This window comes from Microbacterium oxydans, assembly GCF_000956405.1.
Taxonomy (GTDB): Bacteria; Actinomycetota; Actinomycetes; order Actinomycetales; family Microbacteriaceae; genus Microbacterium; species Microbacterium oxydans_C.
The window spans coordinates 116390-130486 of the sequence record NZ_JYIV01000030.1; the positions used below are offsets into that span (position 1 = coordinate 116390).

Annotated in this window: 11 protein-coding genes; 5 read left to right on the plus strand and 6 right to left on the minus strand. The window is 69.1% G+C overall.

Translation table 11 applies throughout. From position 1 onward, the window contains the following. The first annotated feature begins 40 nt into the window (after positions 1-40). Positions 41-2818, plus strand: coding sequence for an FtsK/SpoIIIE domain-containing protein (locus tag RN51_RS15970; RefSeq protein WP_045265032.1), 2778 nt, complete (start codon positions 41-43; stop codon positions 2816-2818). An 86-nt stretch (positions 2819-2904) separates the two neighbouring features. Here the strand turns inward: RN51_RS15970 and RN51_RS15975 are convergent, their stop codons facing one another. Further along, positions 2905-3900 (minus strand): asparaginase, encoded by a 996-nt coding sequence (locus RN51_RS15975; protein WP_045265033.1) that lies wholly within the window; start codon positions 3898-3900, stop codon positions 2905-2907. Positions 3901-3967: 67 nt separating this feature from the next. Here RN51_RS15975 and RN51_RS15980 point away from each other — a divergent pair, with 67 nt between their 5' ends. Continuing rightward, on the plus strand, positions 3968-4462 hold the full coding sequence (locus tag RN51_RS15980) for an OsmC family protein (RefSeq protein WP_045265034.1): 495 nt from the start codon (positions 3968-3970) through the stop codon (positions 4460-4462). Between the two features lie 32 nt (positions 4463-4494). Here RN51_RS15980 and RN51_RS15985 read toward each other — a convergent pair whose 3' ends face one another. Then, positions 4495-5292 carry a lysophospholipid acyltransferase family protein gene (locus RN51_RS15985; RefSeq protein WP_045265035.1) on the minus strand — a complete coding sequence of 266 codons (798 nt, stop codon included), beginning with the start codon at positions 5290-5292 and terminating at the stop codon, positions 4495-4497. 123 nt (positions 5293-5415) lie between these two features. Here RN51_RS15985 and RN51_RS15990 point away from each other — a divergent pair, with 123 nt between their 5' ends. Continuing rightward, a complete protein-coding gene (locus RN51_RS15990; RefSeq protein WP_045265036.1) occupies positions 5416-6378 on the plus strand; it encodes an FKBP-type peptidyl-prolyl cis-trans isomerase in 963 nt (320 codons plus the stop codon). Between the two features lie 37 nt (positions 6379-6415). Beyond that, positions 6416-7498, plus strand: a complete 1083-nt coding sequence (gene dxr / locus RN51_RS15995) for a 1-deoxy-D-xylulose-5-phosphate reductoisomerase (RefSeq protein WP_045265037.1) — start codon at positions 6416-6418, stop codon at positions 7496-7498. Positions 7499-7573: 75 nt separating this feature from the next. Here the strand turns inward: dxr and RN51_RS16000 are convergent, their stop codons facing one another. From RN51_RS16000 to RN51_RS16010, 3 genes are all read right to left on the minus strand, one after another. Then, positions 7574-9196 (minus strand): Mur ligase family protein, encoded by a 1623-nt coding sequence (locus tag RN51_RS16000; RefSeq protein ID WP_045265038.1) that lies wholly within the window; start codon positions 9194-9196, stop codon positions 7574-7576. A 92-nt stretch (positions 9197-9288) separates the two neighbouring features. Then, positions 9289-9975, minus strand: coding sequence for a YcnI family protein (locus RN51_RS16005; RefSeq protein ID WP_045265039.1), 687 nt, complete (start codon positions 9973-9975; stop codon positions 9289-9291). Positions 9976-10071: 96 nt separating this feature from the next. Continuing rightward, on the minus strand, positions 10072-10656 hold the full coding sequence (locus RN51_RS16010; RefSeq protein ID WP_045265040.1) for a hypothetical protein: 585 nt from the start codon (positions 10654-10656) through the stop codon (positions 10072-10074). A gap of 64 nt (positions 10657-10720) precedes the next feature. Here RN51_RS16010 and RN51_RS16015 point away from each other — a divergent pair, with 64 nt between their 5' ends. Further along, positions 10721-12034 (plus strand): M50 family metallopeptidase, encoded by a 1314-nt coding sequence (locus RN51_RS16015; RefSeq protein ID WP_156149207.1) that lies wholly within the window; start codon positions 10721-10723, stop codon positions 12032-12034. 74 nt (positions 12035-12108) lie between these two features. Here the strand turns inward: RN51_RS16015 and RN51_RS16020 are convergent, their stop codons facing one another. Continuing rightward, on the minus strand, positions 12109-13992 hold the full coding sequence (locus tag RN51_RS16020; RefSeq protein WP_045265041.1) for a chorismate-binding protein: 1884 nt from the start codon (positions 13990-13992) through the stop codon (positions 12109-12111). Between the last annotated feature and the right edge of the window lie 105 nt (positions 13993-14097).

Sequence of the window (14097 nt, forward strand, 5' to 3'; positions counted from 1 at the left end):
GGTGCTGATCCAGGCCCCGTGATGCGATCGACTCGGGGGTATGGATTCCCTCCCGATCACGTTGCCGGCCGATCAGGCTCCCCAGAAACGCGCTCCCGTGCCGTTCCTCGCTGCGATCGTGCCGGTCGCTGCAGGAATCGTGTTGTGGTCGGTCACCGGCTCGGTGCTCGCTCTGTGCTTCGCGGCGCTGGGGCCCTTGATGATCGTGGCATCTCTCCTGGACGCGGCACGGCTTCGGCGTCGTGAACGGCGACAGGGTGTGCAGCGGACCGAGGAGGGGTGGGCCTCGGCGGAGGAGGAGTTGACCCGTCGCCACGAGGAGGAGCGCAGAACGCTGTGGCAGCGGCATCCCGACACCGCGACCTGCATCGCGCAACCACCGCTTCGCGGAACGCAACCCGTCGATGAGAAGACGTGGGTCGTCGTCGGGGCCGGGCAGGCAGCGAGCGAGGTCCGCTGCAACGGCGGTGACGATGCACGCGCACGAGCCTTTCGTGAACGGTGTCGCGTCGTCACGGGTTCACCCCTCGTGGTGCCGCTCGGGGGAGGGATCTGCCTCAGAGGCGCGGGTCCGTTGACCGCAGCCGCCGCGAGAGCTCTCATCCTGCAGCTGTGTCTTCGGTTCGGGCCCGCGCAGTTCTCACTCGTCGGAGGTGAGGGTCTCGATGCCGATCTCGTCGCCCACGGACTCGGGGCCCTGCCCCACGGGCGGCGCGTTCGTCGTCGCGGATTCCGAGTCGCCATGGGGTCGAGCGCGGGTGCGAGGTCGGACGCCGACGCCCTGATCTGCACGGCCGGTCTCGGCGAAGACGTTCCAGAGGGCGTGACCTCGGTGATCGACATCGTGGAGCCAGGGCTCGCAACGCTGCGCACAGCGAGTGGGACCACGGAGATCGCGGTCGAGTTCCTGTCGTCGGCGCAGGCGGAGATGCTGGCGCGCGAGATCGCGCAGCGGAGCGATGAAGACGGCGTGCTTCCCGACTCGGTCGCGCTTCGCAGCCTCGAACAGCCGGACGATGCGATCGGACTCGCGGCCGCGATCGGCTGTGACGAGCGGGGGAGTGCCGCAGTGGACATCGTCGGCGACGGGCCCCATGCACTCGTGACCGGCATGACGGGAACGGGCAAGAGCGAACTCCTCGTGAGCTGGGTCACCGCGATCGCCTCGGTGTATGGACCGGACCGGGTGACCTTCGTCCTCGCGGACTTCAAGGGCGGTACCGCGTTCGAGCCGCTGCGCGCACTGCCACAGGTCGTGGCCGTGATCACCGACCTCGATGAAGGTGGCGCACGCAGGGGCGTCTCCAGCCTCACGGCGGAACTCCGCCGCCGGGAAGCGGTGCTCGCGGCCGCCGGCGCTCGCGATGCGCGCGACATCTCCATGCCCCGGCTGGTGATCGTCGTCGACGAGTTCGCGGCGTTGTTGGCGGAGCATGCCGACCTCGGTGCGGTCTTCACGGATATCGCGGCTCGAGGGCGTGCGCTCGGCATGCACCTGATCCTCGGCACGCAGCGCGCTGCCGGCGTGGTCAGAGACGCACTGGCGGCGAACTGTCCGCTTCGCATCAGCCTCCGCGTGAGCGATGCGGCCGACAGTCGGCTGATGGTCGGCAGCGACGCGGCAGCACTGCTCCCCGGTGACCCCGGGTCTCGGGGGATCGCACTGGTTCGCAGACCCACGGACCAGGAACCTGTCGCTCTGCGCGTGGCCCTCACCGACGCCTCGGACCTGCGAGATGTCGGGATGCGGTGGGCCGCTGCTGATCGCCCGCCGAGTCCCTGGCTTCCGCCGCTTCCTCCGCTTCTCCCGCTCAGTGAGCTACTCGGCGAACAGGCAGCGAGTGCTGTCGCCGGATCCGACGCCGGTCCTGACACCGTCGTCATCGGGCGGGCAGACGACCCCGGCCGTCAGACGCAGCCTCCCGTCCTGCTCCAGTGCGGGAAGGAGCGGGGGATCGCGGTCCTGGGCACATCGGGTTCCGGCCGCACCGCGGTGCTGAGGGCCGTGGCAGCACAGCGCGGCGATGCCTTCTGGATGCCCAGCGACCCCGAGGAGGCCTGGGATCTCCTCGCCGGCTGGGCGGACGGAGGCGAGCGGCCTCCGTCCATCGTCCTCTGCGATGATGTGGACGCGTTGCTTGCCGGTGTTCCACCCGAGTACGCTCATCAGCTCGTGCAGCGCTGGGAGCAGGTGCTTCGTGCCGCTCAGGGCACGACCTTCGTGATGACCGCGACCAGGGCGGGCGGAGTCTGCGGGCGTGTCCTCGACGTGCTGCCCCGTCGCGCGCTGCTGCGTATGCCGACGAAACTCGAGCACCTGGCGGCAGGGGGTGAGCCGTCGGGATTCCTGCGTGATCGTGCTCCGGGGCGCGCCAGGATCGGCGAGCATGAGGTTCAGCTGGCGTGGGCCGACGAGTCGGAGTCTCCTCGGTTCGCGCAGACACCTCCGGAGACGTGGAGGCCGACGTTCGGGCTCACCGCGATCGTCACTGCCGGGACTCAGGAGGTCATCGCCCGGTTGCGGCACGCTCATCCCGAGCGCGAGGTGACCGACCCCGGGGCAGAGCGGGTGGAGGCGAGCGGCTCGTGCATCGTGGTTGGCGATGCGGAGGAATGGCAGAGGAACTGGACACTCTGGCAACGTGTGAGATCAGCGGGTGAGGTCCTCATCCGTTGCGAGCGTCCCGCCGACCTCCGTCAGCTGATCGGAGCACGCGACCTTCCACCGTATGCGCGCCCGAATGCAGGCCGAGCATGGTCCGTGATCGGGGCCGAGTCGCCGCGAAGAGTGCACCTGACTGAGCTCTTGCCGCGATGACCTTCGCGACGTCGAGGCGCGGTTGTCGAGGTGCGGTTGTCGAGGTGCGGTTGTCGAGGTGCGGTCGTCGAGGTGTGCCGGTGACGTCAGATGCCCGTGCCAGGACGGATGACGCCGACGTCCGCGCCGCCGCCGAGCACGGTGAGGGGGAGCGCCTGGCCGAGGGCGGTCACATCCGCATCGCTCAGACCGCCCGCGCGCGCGAGCAGAGTGGCAGCCACGATCGTCGAGGCACGGGTCGATCCATCGAGCATCTTCAGAGCGACCGTCGTTCCGTTCGGGGCGACCATGACCATGACTCCCTCGGCGCCGTGCTTCGTGAAAACGCCCAGCTTCTCCGTCGCGATGGTGTCGGCGCGACCTGGGCCTTCGATCGTCCACGGATTCTCCCGGACCGCCCGGACCAGGGAGCCGGCGACACGGTGCAGAGCGAAAGGCGAGCGATCGGACGCCGTTCCGATTCGATGGATTGCGCGTGCCAGGCCGATCAAGGTGATCGCATGCACGGGCGCGCCGCAGCCGTCGATCGCGGTGTGCGCGATCTTCTCACCCGTGAGGCGCTCGATGACGTCTCTGATGTGCTGCTGCAGCGGGTGGCTGGGGTCGAGATAGCCGGTGGTGGGCCAGCCGGTCGCCACGCAGGCGCGCAGCATCGCGGCGTGCTTGCCCGAGCAGTTCATGCGGATGCGCGTGGGCTCTCCATGCTCGCGCACGAGTTCATCGCGGGTCGCCGAGTCACTGGGCCACGACGCGGGGCAGCCCAGGTCATCCTCCGTGAGCCCGCCCTCGGTGAGCATGTCCCGCACCACGGAGGCATGCCGGTCGGTGCCGACGTGGCTCGCCGTCGAGAGTGCGAGCTGCTCGCCCTCGAGGACGGCGCCTGCCGTGACGCAGGCGATGGCCTGAAGGGGCTTGAGACTCGAACGCGGCAGGATCAGTGCATCGGCGTTGCCATGCCGGGCGATGACCTCACCGTCGGGGGAGAGGACGACGGCGGCGCCGGCGTGGCGGGATTCGACGAATCCGCTCCGCTCGACGACGGCGAGTTCCACGGAATCCTGAACGGTGAGAGTCTCCAGCACCCGTCAACTCTAGCCCGGCGTGCACGGCTCCTCGTGTCGTGTCGGATGACCCTGACAGACTGTCCTCATGGCAGAGACGACCCCTCGCACGCTCGGCGAACACCGCTACGCGCTCACGTCGACGTGGACAGGCAACACCGGCACCGGAACCACGGGATACCGGGACTACTGTCGCGATGTGACGATCGAGATCGAGGGCAAACCCGATCTCCTCGCCTCCGCGGACAAGCCCTTCCGCGGGGACCCCTCACGGTGGAACCCGGAGGACCTCCTGCTGGCATCGCTGTCGGAGTGTCACCTGCTCTCGTACCTGCACGCGTGTGTCACCGCTGGCGTCGTCGTGGTGTCCTACCGCGACCGGGCGACCGGGATGATGCGCGAAGACGGGGCCGGGGGTGGCTCTTTCGCGGAGGTGCTGCTGCACCCGGAAGTCGTGGTCGCCGAGGAGTCGATGATCGAGGCCGCAGAACGCGCCCACGCGCAGGCGAACGCATGGTGCTTCATCGCCAACTCGATGAACTTCCCCGTGCGTCACGAGGCGACGGTCACTGCTCTCTCCTGAGCCGCATGGCCGGTATCGGCCTCCGGCGCTCGTCAGCGGCGCTCGTGAGGCAGTGCCTGCTTGATCTTCTCGATGGCTCCCTGCGCGGGTGCCTCGTTGTACGCTCCCGCAAGCTCCTGACCGGAGAGCCCGTGGATCGCGGCCATGATCTGGTCCGTGGCGAGGCGGCGCGCCCGCCCGCTGGTCGCCGGGCCATGCGGCGAGAGGTCGAGCGGCTCTCCGAAGCGCACCGTGATGCGCTCCTTGAGGGTCGGCACCTTCGCTCCGACGGGCATCACCTTGTCGGTGCCGATGAGACCCACCGGGACCACCGGTGCACCCGTCTGCAGCGCGAGGAACGCGACTCCCGTGCGGCCCTTGTACAGGCGGCCATCGGTCGAGCGGGTGCCCTCGGGGTACAGAGCGACAGCCAGCCCCTCATCGAGGAGCTGACGCTGCAGGTCGAGGGCATCCAGGGCGGCCTGTCCCGCTCCTCGACGCACCGGGATCGCGCCGATCGACTCGAAGAACGTCTTGCTCATCCAGCCCTTGAAGCCGGTGCCCTCGAAGTAAGCCGACTTCGCCAGGAAGTGCACGGGGCGGGGAGCAGCCACGGGGATCGCGATCGAGTCGATGAACGAGAGGTGGTTGCTCGCGAAGATCACGGGGCCGTCGAGCGGCACGTTCTCACGGCCCTCGATGCGTGGTCGATACACCAGGCGAGCGAGGGGGGTGATGAGGCTGCGGCCGAGCGTGTACGCGAATCCGGCATGACGAGGCTTCGCAGTCTCTTCGGACGAGGATTCCTCTTCTGACGAGGATTCGGGCTCGACGGACTGCTCAGAGGTCATCAGAGCAGGTTACTCCCGGATCCATGCCTGCGTGGGAATGAAGCGTTACGACGCGCCTCCCAGCGCGGGCAAAGGGGTATGAGGCAGGATAGAGGTTCCCGCCCGCGATCCTGAGGTCTCACTGTGCGCAAGCGTTCGCTCATCGTCCTGTCCACTGTCGCTGCAGCGACCCTCCTGCTGGCCGGTTGTGCCGGTGGCGGTGCTCCCGAGAGCTCGGGCACCCCTTCGCCGACGGCATCGAGTGCCTGTCAGCTGGATGCGAAGTCGGGGGACACCTCTGACGCGGTCGTCGTCGAGGGCGAAGGCGCGGACACGAAGGTGACCGTTCCGTCCGATGCTCCCTTCGCCGGCGTCGAGAGAACCGTGATCTCTGAAGGCGATGGCGATGACGCCGTGGTGAACGATCTCGTCTCCGTCGAGTACCAGATCGTCGACGCGACGAACAATCAGGTCCTCGATTCGTCCGCTCGTGGCGAGGGCGGCGTGTTGCCCGTGCTGCTCGACACCAACCAGTCGTCACTCTTCGTGGCAGCGCTGGAGTGCAAGCCGATCGGATCGCGAATCGTGCTGACGCTCCCGGGGAAGGTCCTCGGCGAGGGGGCCAACAACGTGGTGGTCTACGCCGAAGCGGTCGAGAAGCTGCCGGAGGTGGCGACCGGCACCCCGGTCGACCCGACCCCCGGCATGCCGACGGTGAAGCTCGACGACAAGGGCGCTCCGACGGTGACGATCCCGGACGGCGACGCACCGACCGAGACGCAGGTCGCCGTTCTCAAGCAGGGCGACGGAGCGACGGTGGGGGCGGGTGACCTCGTGGTCGTGCAGTACCTCGGCGTGAAGTGGTCGGACGGCAAGGAGTTCGACTCGAGCTGGAGCCGCGATGCTGCCCCGGCGCAGTTCCAGACCACCGGCGTGGTCGCGGGCTTCAAGAAGGCTCTCGAGGGCCAGAAGGTCGGCTCGCAGGTGATCGTCGTGATGCCGCCCTCTGACGGGTACGGTGCGAGCGAGGGACACGAGCTCCAGAAGGAGAGCCTCGTGTTCGTCGTCGACATCCTCGCGACGACTCCGGTCCAGGCGCAGCAGTAGCCGCAGGGGAGCCGGGGGCGTGACCTAGGCTGGCGGTATGCGTCGCGTCATCGTCCTCGGCTCCACCGGCTCCATCGGCACCCAGGCACTGGATGTGATCCGTGCCAATCCTCGTCGCTTCGAGCTGGTCGGTCTCGCCGCCGGCTCCAACTCCGAGATGCTGGAGGAACAGGCCGCGCAGTTCCAGGTCGAGTCCACGGCCCTCGGTGCTGCGGAAGCCGAGCAGCTCGTCCGCGATGTCGACGCCGATGTGGTGCTCAACGCCATCACGGGCTCGATCGGACTCGGCTCTACTCTCGCTGCGCTGAAAGCTGGTCGCACGCTCGCTCTCGCGAACAAGGAATCCCTCATCGTGGGCGGCGACCTGGTGCTCGCGGCCGCGGCTCCCGGGCAGATCGTCCCGGTGGATTCCGAGCACTCCGCCCTCGCGCAGGCCCTGCACGCGGGCACGCATGCCGAGGTGCGACGGCTCGTCGTGACGGCGTCCGGCGGCCCCTTCCGAGGACGCAGCCGTGGCGAGCTGACCCAGGTGACACCGTCGGAGGCGCTCGCGCATCCGACCTGGGACATGGGGCGCATGGTCACCACGAACTCCGCGACCCTGGTCAACAAGGGGCTCGAGGTGATCGAGGCGCATCTGCTCTTCGACATCGCCTACGACGACATCGAGGTCGTGGTGCATCCGCAGTCGATCGTGCACTCGATGGTCGAATTCATCGACGGGTCCACCATCGCTCAGGCCTCTCCGCCCGACATGCGCCTGCCGATCTCGCTCGGCCTGGACTGGCCGCACCGCGTCGGAGGCGTCGGGCGACCGCTCGACTGGTCTTCCGCGACCTCCTGGACGTTCGAGCCGCTCGATGGCGAGGCGTTCCCGTCCGTCGCTCTCGCGAAGTCGGTCGGACGTGCCGGCGGGACCTTCCCGGCGGTCTACAACGCGGCGAACGAACAGGCTGTCGATGCGTTCCACGAGGGCCGGCTCTCGTTCCTCGGCATCGTCGACACGATCGCACGCGTCATCGACGCGCATGACGCACCCGACGTGCTCACCGTCGAGACGCTCGCCGACGCGGAAACGTGGGCGCGCGCGACGGCGGATCGGATGATCGCTGCCGCCTGACGCGGAAGGCGCTCCGTGGAGCGTCGAGATCCCGACGCGGAATCCCGGGGCGCTGGCGCGCCCCGGGAATCCGGATCAGTCTTCGTCCGGGTACGGAACGGGCCAGCGGGAGTCGGGGACGGGCCAGCCGGCCGCGCGGAGCGCACGACGGGCGAGCTCACGCGCCGAGTAAGGGGTGCGGACGCCGCGGATGTCGCGGTAGTCCTGATGGCCTGGTCCCGCCCAGAGGATCGCATCGCCGTCGCCGACGAGGCTGACCGCGGTGACGATGGCGTTCTCCGGCGGCGAGGCCTCATGGATCTCGGCGTCCGGGCGCGCGCGGCGGGCGCCCTCGACGAGAGTGGCCCGGATGGATGCGGGGTCCTCGAAGCGCGGGTGATGGTCGGTGACGACGAGGATGTCGCTGCCTTCCACGGCTGTGCGCGCCATATCGAATCGCTTGCTCGCGTCGCGGTCGCCATCGGCGCCGAACAGCATCAGCACCTTGCCGGGAGTCACTCGGCGGACGGCGGCGAGCGTCTTCTCGAACGCGTCGGGGGAGTGGCCGAAGTCGACGAAGACCGCCGGGCCCCGGTCGCCGGAGACCAGCTGCGTGCGCCCGGGCAGGTAGGCACGGATGCCTCCGTCACGGCTGAGGGCATCGACGATGCGGTCCCAGGCATAACCGCCTTCGACGAGCATGACGATCGCCAGAGCCGCATTGGCGGCCATGTGCGGCCCGATCACCGGGACCGTCGTCGTGAGGGAGCCGGCAGGCCCGGTCATCGTGAACGTGGTCCCGGCCGCACGCTCGTCGTCGATGACGACAACCCAGTCTGCAGCGCGAGCAGCCTCGGGGTCGGCGGCGATCGAGGGGGTGCCCACCGTGACGACGGGGATCTCGGAGCGTTCGACCACGACCGCGCCCGACGGCGAGTCCAGGCAGATGACACCCCGCTTGGCGCGGTCAGGACGGAAGAGCGGCAGCTTCGCCTCGAAGTACTCCTCCATGTCGGCGTAGTCGTCGAGGTGGTCGTGGCTGAGATTGGTGAATCCGGCGACATCGAACAGGATGCCGTCCACGCGGTGGCGGGAGAGCGCCTGCGCGCTGACCTCGACGGCGACGGCCTCGACCTCGCGCTCCCTCATCAGAGCGAGCAGCGCATGCATCTCGGATGCCTCGGGGGTGGTCAGACGGGAGACGATGACCTCGCCGGCGATGTGACGCTCGGCCGTGGAGGAGAGCCCGGTGACGACACCGATCTGATCGAGGATGCCCTCGAGCAGGTGCGAGACGCTGGTCTTGCCGTTGGTCCCGGTCGTCGCGAACAGCAGAGGAAGCGGATCGTCCGCCCCGGTGCCGTAGACCCAGGCGCTGAGGTCGCCCAGCACCCCGCGAGGATCGTCCACCACGAGGATCGGGAGCCCGGCGGACTCTGCGATCACCGCGCCGGCCTCATCGGTGATGACGGCGACGGCGCCCTTCTCGGCAGCGGTGGCGGCGAAGTCCGCCCCGTGCCGGTTGACGCCCTGGATCGCGACGAACGCCTCGCCGGGACGCAGATCCGCGGTGGCGAGGGTGATGCCGGTGAGGGCCACGCCGTCCACCTCGCCGCGGACGGTGCGGGCGAAACGGGAGGCGAGTTCGGACAGCTCACGCCGGGGCGGGTTCGCGGGGCGGAGCACGGGAGGCAGGCTCGGTTGTTGTTCAATCGACATGTCGCTTCAATGATCTCACGACCGAGGTGAGAACCCCTCGCGAGCGGCCCCTCGCGCGCCGGATACCCGAGCGCGAGGGGTCGCTCCCACGGTCAGGCGCGACGCCGGTAGGCGAGGATCGCGACGACCAGTGCGGCGAACCCGGCGAGCAGCCCTCCGGCTCCGAGCGCAACGCCCAGAGGATCGGACACCGTAGCCGGAGTCGCGGCCTCTGCTGCGGTGCCGGATTCGGCGTGCTCACCGTGCCCGTCCGCTCCGGCAGCGGTCACCGAGACGACCGGGGCAGGGGCATCGAGACTATGCGGATCCTCGCCGTTCTCGGCGAGCTGCGTCCACTCGGTGGATCCCTCGACGCACTCCTGGACGACGGGGAACGCCAGGGTGTCCGGAGTGTTCTCGTCCAGTCCGACTCCCATGCTCACCGCACCCCGGAGCTCGGTGGGAACCGGGGCGACCGCGGTGTAGGTGACAACGCTGACGAGACCGTCATCGCCCCGCTCGACCTGGATGTTCCAATCCGAGTCCATGGTCGGTGAGACGGATGCGAGACCCTCGGGCATCGTGATGCGCAGCGCGGTCGTGGGCGAGTTCTCGCAGCCGTGGGAGAACGAGAACGTGAGTACCCCGTGGTCTCCGGCAGCGAGCTCGTCGGGACTGACCCCCACGTGTGCTCCGGCCATGAGGGGGACGGCGACGGCGAGGGCGGCTCCCCCGAGGACCCCCGCGGCGAGGCGGAGCACCGCGGGGCGCGGACGACGGGTACGGATGTTGCGGGTCATGAGATCTCCTGATGATCGACGTGCGGGCGCGCCACGATGACGCGTCTCCGCGAAGGGGTGCCACCCGTGTCGGGCGGCGGGATCACGTGCGACGGATCAGTCGCGCAGGAGAGCAGGGGGTCCGCGTCGAGGCAGAGCGACGGAGACGGCGGCATCGAAGGGAGGGGAGGCGATCGAGCGCAGGCGTTCGGGACGGCGATGCAGAGAGGGCGCCACCGCGGACGCACGTCGGAAGAGCGCGTCGACCCAGCGGGCGACGACCCGCATGATCGCCTCGCCGTGCCACACCAGCAACGTGGTGAGTGCGGCCGCGACGACGTGCGCAGACAGCATCAGTGCGCCGGGAGCTGCGACAGGCGATGCCGATGCGAGGAGCGAGAGGTCGAGATGATGGGAGTGTCCACCCGCGGTGATCGGCGTCACACCGGTGGGTGAGCCCAGCAGCTGGAACACGACATGGAAGGCCGCTTGCCCGAGGAACACGGCAAGGGCCACCCTGGTGCGCGACCGCCGCACGCCGACCAGGAGAGCTGCGAGCGGGGTGATCAGGGTCGCGACCGCGATGATCAGCAGCGCATGCGGGGCCGCACCGCCGCCGAGCGTATGGGAGAGCGCCGCAAGCAGCGTCGCCACCGAGGACAGGGCAGCAGCGCGCACGATTCGCAGCTGCCGGGCATTCACGCTGACAGCCTAGCCGTGCGCGAGCGCCGGGCGGATTCCTAGCTGGGGGCACTAACGTTGGCACGTGGAATTCCTGCTCTATCTGGCCGGCATCCTCTTCATGCTGATCGGCCTCGGGCTCTCGATCGGCCTGCATGAGGTCGGGCACCTCGTCCCCGCGAAGCTCTTCGGCGTGCGCGTCGGCCAGTACATGATCGGCTTCGGGCCGCGGCTGTGGTCCAAGCGCATCGGCGAGACCGAGTACGGGTTCAAGCTGCTGCCGCTGGGCGGCTTCATCTCGATGTCGGGCATGTATCCGGCGTCGAACGATTCGAGGCCGGCGTCGGGCGTCTTCCGGTCGTTGATCCAGGACGCGCGCAGTGCCAACGACGAGAGCATCGCCGAGGGTGCAGAGGAGCGGGTCTTCTATCGCCTGCCCGTGTGGAAGCGCGTCGTCGTCATGCTCGGCGGCCCCGCCATGAATCTCGTGCTCGCGACGGTCATCTTCACCGTGCTGCTGTCCGGCATCGGCGTGCAGCAGGGCACGACCACGATCGCCTCGGTCACCGAGTGCGTGGTCCCGGCGGGTTCCACAGCGACCGAGTGCACGCCGGATGATCCCGCGTCTCCGGCAGCCGAAGCCGGCATCAGACCCGGCGACGTGATCGTGTCGGTCGACGGGAAGCCGGTGTCGACCTTCGCCGAGGCCACCGCGATCGTGCAGGCGTCCCCGGGGGAGACGATCGACATGGTCGTGCAGCGCGACGGAGCTGAGAAGTCGCTCAGTCTGACTCCGATCGCCGCGGAACGCACGATCACGGATGCGAGCGGTCAGCCCATCCTGGACGACGCCGGGAAGCCCGTGGTCAAGGAGGTCGGCTACGTCGGCATGGGCGCGCAGATGGGATACGTGCAGCAGCCGCTGACTGCGGGGCCGGAGATGGCTGCGGACAGCACGGCTCGCGTCGCCTCGATGATCGTCACGCTCCCCGTACGTCTCTGGGATGTCGGAGTGTCCCTCGTGACCGGCGGTGAACGCGATCCGAACGGACCTCTGAGCGTGGTCGGTGTCGGTCGCCTCGCGGGAGAGGTCGCTGCGACCGATGCGCCGATCCTGAATCGCTTCGCGTTCCTGCTCGGACTGCTGGGATCGCTGAACATCGCCCTGTTCGTGTTCAACCTCATCCCGCTGCTCCCGCTCGACGGCGGTCACATCGTGGTCGCGCTGTGGGATGGCATCAAGCGGGCATGGGCCAAGCTCTTCCGCCGGCCTCCGCCGGCACCCGTCGACGCCACCAAGCTCGTACCGCTCACCGTGGTCGTCGCCGTGGCCCTGATCGCGATGGGCGCGCTGCTCCTGGTCGCCGATCTCTTCAACCCGGTCAACCTGCTCGGCTGAGTGCGCCGTGCTGCCGGAGGTTCTCGGCCACCGCAGCCGGCACCCTGACAGCGGAGGGCCCGCGTCCGGTGGCCTCAGGCGAGGGCGTGGGTCACGAGGCGTTCGAGCGTGCGGATCCCGTCCCGCGAGAGGATCGACTCGAGGTGGCCCTGCACCGAGGCGAAACGTGGCCCTCGGAGTGCGTAGACATCGCCCGAAACCGGGTCTGCCGACACCTCGGCGTCGCCCACCGCGTGCGTGCCGGCAGTGACCCGCGCGGTGAAGGTGTTGTAGAACCCGATCGATGCATCTTCGCCGAACACCGGTACGGACTTCTGCAGCCCCTGATGCGGAGCGTCGAGCGGAGTCAGGGCGATGCCGAGGCGGTCGGCCAGGATCTGGTGGCTCAGGCACACCGCGAGCAGCGGGGTCTGGGAGTCGAGGCGACGGGCGACGACCTCGCGCATCCGGGCGATGCGGGCGCTCTGCGCGTCCCGCGGGTCGCCGGGGCCGGGGCCGGCGACGACGAGGTCGGCGGCGTCCAGGGCGGCATCCCGCGCCTCGTCCCACGGCACGATCGTCACGGCGAGTCCGAGATGGCGGAGCTGATGGGCGAGCATCGTCGTGAAGCGGTCTTCCGCGTCGACGACCACAGCGGACCGTCCGGCGAACGGACCGGTGAAGTCCTCGCCCTGCGGGTTGAGCCAGAACTCGGCCAGGCGCGCGTTGCGCGACTCCAGCAGCTCGGCCACGGTCGGGTCGTCCGCGAGGGCGTGTGCCTCACCGGGAGCATCCGCATCGCTGCGCGCCTCGGCCACGTGGTCGCGGTCGATCGCCCCGATGGCGCCGAGCACTCCCGCGGCCTTGCCATGGGTCTCCGACACCTCGCCCATCGGGTCGGAGTGACGGACCAGAGTCACCCCGACGGGAACGCTCAGCGTTCCGTCCTGGAGGTACACGGTACGGATCAGGATGGGCGCGTCGAGGTCGTGGCCGCCTTCGGCGTTCGGGGTGAACAGCGCGGCGACGCCGGAGTAGTAGCCGCGGGGCTTCTGCTCGTGGCGACGGATCACCGCACAGGCGTTCTGCATCGGCGAGCCGGTGACGGTGGGAGCGAACATGGTCTCGCGCAGGATGTCGCGGGGGTCGAGAGTGCTGCGTCCGCGGAGCATGTACTCCGTGTGCGTGAGCCGGGACATCTCCTTGAGGTGCGGGCCGGTGATCCGCCCCCCGTCGGAGCAGACGGCGCTCATCATCTTGAGCTCCTCGTCCACGACCATGAACAGCTCCTCGGTCTCCTTCGTGGAGGCGAGGAAGTCGACCAGTGTCTCCTTCGTCGCCCCACCGGCGGGGTGCCTGAAGGTTCCGGAGATCGGGTTCATGGTGACGATGCCGCCCTGGGCGACCACATGGGCTTCGGGACTCGCGCCGACGGCGATGTGACCGGGCGTGAAGACCGCGAAGGTCCAGTACGCACCGCGCTCGTGCGTGAGCAGCGCTCGGAACCAGGTCAGCGCCGCCGTCCGATCGTCGACGTCGATGCTCGCCGTGAAGTCGCGTCGTATGACGAAGTTCGCGCCCTCGCCGCGCCCGATCTCGTCGGCGATGACCTTCTCGACGATCGCGGCGTATTCGGCGTCCGCGATGTCGAAGCCGTCGTCGTGCAGCGCGACCGGCTCGCTCGGCAGGGCGGAGAGCAGTTCTGCGGTCGGGAGGTGCAGATGCTCGTCGACGACCACGCACCGCAGCGGTGCCGCGTCGTCCTGCGCGACGAAGCCGCGTTCGCGCACCTGGCGGTAGGGGACCATCGCGAAGACCTCGCGAGGCGTGCCGTCGAGGGCGAGCGGGATGTCGGCGAGCAGGTCGACATCCCGCACGTCGCCGCTGAGCAGCTCGACGGTGTCGGATCCGTCGCGGGCGATGAGGACGAACGACGCGGTCGGATCGGCGCGGAGCTCGGCGAGTCGCGAGAGGGTCATGAGTATCTCCTGTGCTGTGCTCCGGCTCGGCGCAACGAAAAGACCGCCCCGGGGGCGGTCTGAATTCGTGGGAACGCGAACACACCGCCTAGAAGGCGGGCCACC

Excerpts from the sequence above, each read along its gene's own strand:
- RN51_RS15970 (WP_045265032.1), top strand. The coding sequence starts at position 41 with ATGGATTCCCTCCCGATCACGTTGCCGGCCGATCAGGCTCCCCAGAAA.
- RN51_RS15980 (WP_045265034.1), top strand. The coding sequence starts at position 3,968 with ATGGCAGAGACGACCCCTCGCACGCTCGGCGAACACCGCTACGCGCTC.
- RN51_RS15985 (WP_045265035.1), bottom strand. The coding sequence starts at position 5,292 with ATGACCTCTGAGCAGTCCGTCGAGCCCGAATCCTCGTCAGAAGAGGAA.
- dxr (WP_045265037.1), top strand. The coding sequence starts at position 6,416 with ATGCGTCGCGTCATCGTCCTCGGCTCCACCGGCTCCATCGGCACCCAG.
- RN51_RS16000 (WP_045265038.1), bottom strand. The coding sequence starts at position 9,196 with ATGTCGATTGAACAACAACCGAGCCTGCCTCCCGTGCTCCGCCCCGCG.
- RN51_RS16005 (WP_045265039.1), bottom strand. The coding sequence starts at position 9,975 with ATGACCCGCAACATCCGTACCCGTCGTCCGCGCCCCGCGGTGCTCCGC.
- RN51_RS16020 (WP_045265041.1), bottom strand. The coding sequence starts at position 13,992 with ATGACCCTCTCGCGACTCGCCGAGCTCCGCGCCGATCCGACCGCGTCG.